This is a genomic window from Variovorax sp. P1_H12_2, assembly GCF_056405335.1.
Map to the genome: position 1 here is coordinate 1 of NZ_JBFUCI010000491.1, position 4,356 is coordinate 4,356.

The following is a 4,356-nucleotide window of genomic DNA, read 5'->3' on the forward strand; positions in this document are numbered from 1 at the left end:
GCGAGCCGGGTGCCCGAGCCGACCGAGGGGTGCCCGGTGCGCAGCGCATCGCCGATCAGCACGACGTTCTTCCAGTGCCAGCGGCGGTTCTTGACGATCGTGTAGCGGAACCAGTTGGACTTGTTGGACAGCAGCTTGTGGCCCTGCAGGTCGTCGGCGAACACCTTCTCGCACCACGCGAGGCTGTGCGTCTCGTCCATGCGGTCCAGGCCCGCCTTGCGGAAGGTCTGCGGATCGACCTCGACCAGGAAGGTGCTGTGCGTGCGGCTGTAGCGGTAGGTGTGGGCGATCGCCAGCCCGTCGGGGTTCTGCCGGAAGATCAGCGACAGCGGGTCGAAGAGCCGGGTGGTGCCGTACCAGGCGAGCAGGTTCGGCCGTTCGTCCAGGGTCGGGCCGAAGTGCTCGGCCAAGCGCGTGCGGATCGCGCTGTTGGCGCCATCCGCCGCCACGATCAGGTCGGCATCGGCGAAGCCCGCGAGGTCGTCGACGCGCCGCTCGAACTCGATCTCGACGCCCACCTGGCGGCAATGGACATGCAGCGCGCGGAGCAGGTCGATGCGTGCCATGCGATGGAAGGTGTTGTGCGCCAGCCTGACCTGCACGCCCCGATGCACCACCGCCATCTCGTCGAACACTTCCTGGTTTTCGGTCATCGACCCGTAGAGCTCGGGCGCGAGTTCGCGCACGAAGGCCAGCGCCACGTCGGAGAACACCACGCCCCAGCCGTAGGTGGCGCTCTCGGCGTCGCGCTCGCAGACCCGGACGTCGTGCGACGGGTCGTCGCGCTTCATGAGGTAGGCGTAGAACAGCCCCGCGGGGCCGCCGCCGATGATGCGTATCTTCATCTTGTCTCCGTGGGTTGGAGTCCCGCCTCGCATCCTAAGGCTACAGTTGCCGGCACGACCGCGCCATTGTGCGGATCGACCTCAGGAAGTCCATGCATTCGAACATCGTCATCATCGGCGGCGGCCACGCCGCTGCCCAGCTGTGCGCCGGCCTCGCCGAAGCGGGACAGGGCGCGCGCGTCCACCTGGTCTGCGAGGAGGCGGCCATTCCGTACCACCGGCCGCCGCTGTCCAAGTCCTTCCTGAAGAGTCCCGACGAGCAGCCGCAACTCCATCGGGCCGAGGCCTGGTATGCCGAGGCCGGCATCACGATGCACCTGGGCGACGCCGCGCTGGCGATCGACCGCGCCGCGCGCACGGTCACGCTGCGTTCGGGCGCGGTGCTCGGCTGGGAGCGGCTGGTGCTGGCGACCGGCACCCGCGCGCGCCGGCTGTCGGCGCTGGCCGGGCTGTCCAACGTGGCCCTGCTGCGCGCGGCCGATGAGGCTGCCCAACTGCGTACGCAGCTCACGGCGGCGCAGCACGTGACGGTGCTCGGCGGCGGCTTCATCGGGCTCGAGGTGGCCGCCACCGCGCTGGCGCTCGGCAAGCGGGTGCTGGTGCTGGAGAGCGCGCCGCGACTGCTGAGCCGCGCGGTGTCGCCGGAGCTGTCGGCGCATGTGCTGGCGACCCATCGTGCCGCGGGCATGGACGTGCGCGTCGGCGTGCAGAGCGGGGTGATGCAGGTCGACGGGCCGCGCCTGGCGGCAATCGAGGTCGACGGCGAGCCGCAGGCCATCGACCTGCTGCTGCTCGGCATCGGCGCCGTGCCGGAGACCGCGCTGGCCGAGGCTGCCGGCCTGGAGTGTGCCGACGGCATCGTGGTCGACGCCTACATGCAGACCAGCGATGGCGCCGTGCTCGCGGTCGGCGACTGCACGCGCTTTCCGGACCGGCGCGCCGGGCAGGCGCTCAGGCTGGAGTCGGTGCAGAACGCCAACGACCAGGCCCGCACCGCGGTGGCGACCCTGACCGGTGCGCCGAGGCCGCACGATGCAGTGCCATGGTTCTGGTCGGATCAGGGCGGGATGCGGCTGCAGATGGCGGGCCTGGTGCCCGCTCCCGGCACGGCGGGCCATCGCACGGTCCGGCGCCCCGGCGCCAATCCGGCATCGTTTTCGCTGCTGCACTACGTGGACGGCGCGCTGCGCTGCGTCGAATCAGTCAACGCGCCGGTGGACCACATGATGAGCCGCAAGCTGCTGGAAGCGGGTCGCAGCCCCGACCCGGCGGTCGCGGCCGACCCGGCCGTGCCGCTCAAGACGCACCTGGCCTAGGGTCAGGAAACGTCGGCCGGCCGCGGCGCCAGGTTCTTGCGAATCTCGGCGTCCATCATGCGCGTGCCGGCCGCCAGCGCGGCCTCGTAGGTGTCGGCGCTGTACTCGGCGGCGCGCAACACCTTGCAGGGGATGCCACCGGCGTCGCACTCGAGCAGCGTCCAGAGAAAAGACCCGGGCGCCGGCTCGTCGATGACGAGTTTGATCGGATTTTTCATGCCTCGATGGTGAGCGTTCGGGCGCGGCTTTTCTGTAGGACGAGGCCTACGTTACCGAAGGAATCAGACGAGGCAGAGCACCGTCAGGGCCATCCCGTCTGATCAGTCCACGAGGAAGCCGCAGCTCAGGTTGACGACCGTGCCGGTGATGGCGCCGGCGTGTTCGGAGGCCAGGAAGACCGCGGTGTTCGCGAGCTGGTCGAGTGTCGGCAGGCGCTTCAGCAAGGTGCCGCCGGCGGCAGCTGCGAGCATTTCCTCGACCGTCAGTCCGGCGCGTTCGGCCATGGGGCGAAACACATCCAGCGTGTGAGAGCCCATGGCAATGGCCTCGGGAATCGCATGCGGCCGGATGCACACCACGCGGATGCCCTGGGCGCCGAGCTCGCCCGCGAGATGACGGGACATGGCCTCGACCGCGGCGCTGGCGACGCAGTTGCCCAGGTAGCCCGGGCCGGGCAGCCGCGCCCCCGGCGTGGACAGCGTGAGGATCACGCCCGAGCCCTTCGCGGCCATGTGCCGGGCGATGGCCTTCGCGGTGATGAAGTGGGTCCGCACGTAGGTGGTGACCGGGTATTCGAAGTCGGCGAGGGAAAGCTCGGCCAGGGGCGTGCCCTGGACGTGCGCGACGCCGACCGCATTCAGCGCGATGCCGATGCCGCCGGCCCGCTGCGCCACGCCATCGGCATGGCGTTCGACGGCTGCTGCATCGAGCGCGTCGAGCTGGGCGGTTTCGGCATGGCCGCCGGACGCGCGGATGTCGGCGGCCACGGCATCGAGTCGTGCTTGCGTGCGCCCGGCCAGGAACACCCTGGCACCTTCACGCGCGAAGGCGCGTGCGACGGCACCGCCGATCGCGCCCCCCGCGCCGTAGATCACTGCGCTCCGGTTTTCGAGCAGCATGCGCATCTCCTCGTTTGTGTACGGTATCCACAAACTTAGCAGAGATTCTGGACGGCGTCCACATGAGCTGCCGGGCGCTCAATAGCGGTAGGGATTGTCGGGGCGGCGGTCATAGCGGTTCGGCACGCCATCGCCATCGCGATCCCGGTCATACCGGTTCGGCACGCCGTCGTGGTCGCGGTCTCCCCAGCCGCGACGATGTTCGTGCCGTTCACCGCCCTGGGCGTACCAGCCGTAGGAGGGCTGCGCGGGACGCGGCACCACGACATAGCCGCGCGGCGGGGGCGGCGGCGCCGGAATCACCATGACGCGGTCGTCATACGGCTGGGCCTGGGCCGCAGCGGCGAGCAGGGTCAGGGACAGCAAGGCGGCGATACCAGCGGCGACTTTGATCTTGTTCATGGGGGCTCTCTCTCGTGGCTTGAAGGAGCCTTCATGCTGCGTGCCGCGTGTGAAGCGGGCGTAATGCCGGCGCGAAATCTTGTGTCGTGTTGCTTCGCTTTTGTCGCGCCACGGGTCGCCGGTGCTGCGGATTCCTGCACACGGAGCTTGTGGTGATTCATGTAATGTTAGTTAAAATGTATTACATGAACACCGACAAAGATAACTTCCATGACTGGGCGCGCGACAAGCCTGATTCGACCTCGTTTTCCGGCCTGCACCGCTCGGATCTGCACGGTCCGTCGGCTCACCCGCGTGTGCGATGGGGCCGTCTGGGGTTTCTGATCGTGCTGGCGGTCGCGCTGGTCGCCGGGTTCAAGTACGTTGCAGGGCTCTAGGGTCTGAGGCGCTGGCGCGGCGGGCGCGCAGGCGGAGCACCTGCAGCGTCGCTCCGGCCAGGAAGACGACGAACAGGGCGCCGATCGTGCCTTTCAGTGCGTCGGAGTTGTCGCGATCGGTCACCCAGGGCGCGTCCAGGGGCAGGCGAGTCGCGGTCTCGGTGACGCCCGGAATCATGTGGAAGAAGAAGGTCAGCGAGTAGGCGACCACCGCCACGTAGGCCGACAGCCGGCCGAAGCCCGATCGGCCCGCGAGCATCGCCACCCCCAGCACCACCAGCGTCGCGACGCCCAGCAC

The 4,356-nt window shown here is 69.2% G+C and carries 6 protein-coding genes and 1 pseudogene; 2 read left to right on the plus strand and 5 right to left on the minus strand.

Going from position 1 to position 4,356, the window contains the following annotated elements; all coding sequences use genetic code 11:
• A partial coding sequence (locus AC1D2K_RS30805) for an FAD-dependent monooxygenase (RefSeq protein ID WP_478093744.1) occupies positions 1–845 on the minus strand: 845 nt, incomplete at its 3' end.
• A 92-nt stretch (positions 846–937) separates the two neighbouring features.
• On the opposite strand from AC1D2K_RS30805, the gene AC1D2K_RS30810 reads away from it, so the two are divergent.
• The gene (locus tag AC1D2K_RS30810) at positions 938–2,161 is read left to right on the plus strand and encodes an NAD(P)/FAD-dependent oxidoreductase (protein ID WP_478093745.1); all 1,224 of its coding nucleotides are present in this window, start codon (positions 938–940) and stop codon (positions 2,159–2,161) included.
• Between the two features lie 2 nt (positions 2,162–2,163).
• Here AC1D2K_RS30810 and AC1D2K_RS30815 read toward each other — a convergent pair whose 3' ends face one another.
• From AC1D2K_RS30815 to AC1D2K_RS30825, 3 genes are all read right to left on the minus strand, one after another.
• Positions 2,164–2,379, minus strand: coding sequence for a hypothetical protein (locus tag AC1D2K_RS30815; protein ID WP_478093746.1), 216 nt, complete (start codon positions 2,377–2,379; stop codon positions 2,164–2,166).
• Positions 2,380–2,481: 102 nt separating this feature from the next.
• Complete coding sequence (locus AC1D2K_RS30820) at positions 2,482–3,279, minus strand: SDR family NAD(P)-dependent oxidoreductase (RefSeq protein WP_478093748.1); 798 nt, start codon at positions 3,277–3,279, stop codon at positions 2,482–2,484.
• 78 nt (positions 3,280–3,357) lie between these two features.
• Positions 3,358–3,681, minus strand: coding sequence for a hypothetical protein (locus tag AC1D2K_RS30825; RefSeq protein WP_478093749.1), 324 nt, complete (start codon positions 3,679–3,681; stop codon positions 3,358–3,360).
• 185 nt (positions 3,682–3,866) lie between these two features.
• Here AC1D2K_RS30825 and AC1D2K_RS30830 point away from each other — a divergent pair, with 185 nt between their 5' ends.
• Positions 3,867–4,058 carry a hypothetical protein gene (locus AC1D2K_RS30830; RefSeq protein WP_478093751.1) on the plus strand — a complete coding sequence of 64 codons (192 nt, stop codon included), beginning with the start codon at positions 3,867–3,869 and terminating at the stop codon, positions 4,056–4,058.
• On the opposite strand, the pseudogene AC1D2K_RS30835 reads toward AC1D2K_RS30830, so the two are convergent.
• Positions 4,036–4,356: pseudogene (locus AC1D2K_RS30835) on the minus strand (hypothetical protein); the annotation flags it as partial. The gene AC1D2K_RS30830 and the pseudogene AC1D2K_RS30835 overlap by 23 nt on opposite strands.

Excerpts from the sequence above, each read along its gene's own strand:
- AC1D2K_RS30815 (WP_478093746.1), bottom strand. The coding sequence starts at position 2,379 with ATGAAAAATCCGATCAAACTCGTCATCGACGAGCCGGCGCCCGGGTCT.
- AC1D2K_RS30810 (WP_478093745.1), top strand. The coding sequence starts at position 938 with ATGCATTCGAACATCGTCATCATCGGCGGCGGCCACGCCGCTGCCCAG.
- AC1D2K_RS30825 (WP_478093749.1), bottom strand. The coding sequence starts at position 3,681 with ATGAACAAGATCAAAGTCGCCGCTGGTATCGCCGCCTTGCTGTCCCTG.
- AC1D2K_RS30820 (WP_478093748.1), bottom strand. The coding sequence starts at position 3,279 with ATGCTGCTCGAAAACCGGAGCGCAGTGATCTACGGCGCGGGGGGCGCG.
- AC1D2K_RS30830 (WP_478093751.1), top strand. The coding sequence starts at position 3,867 with ATGAACACCGACAAAGATAACTTCCATGACTGGGCGCGCGACAAGCCT.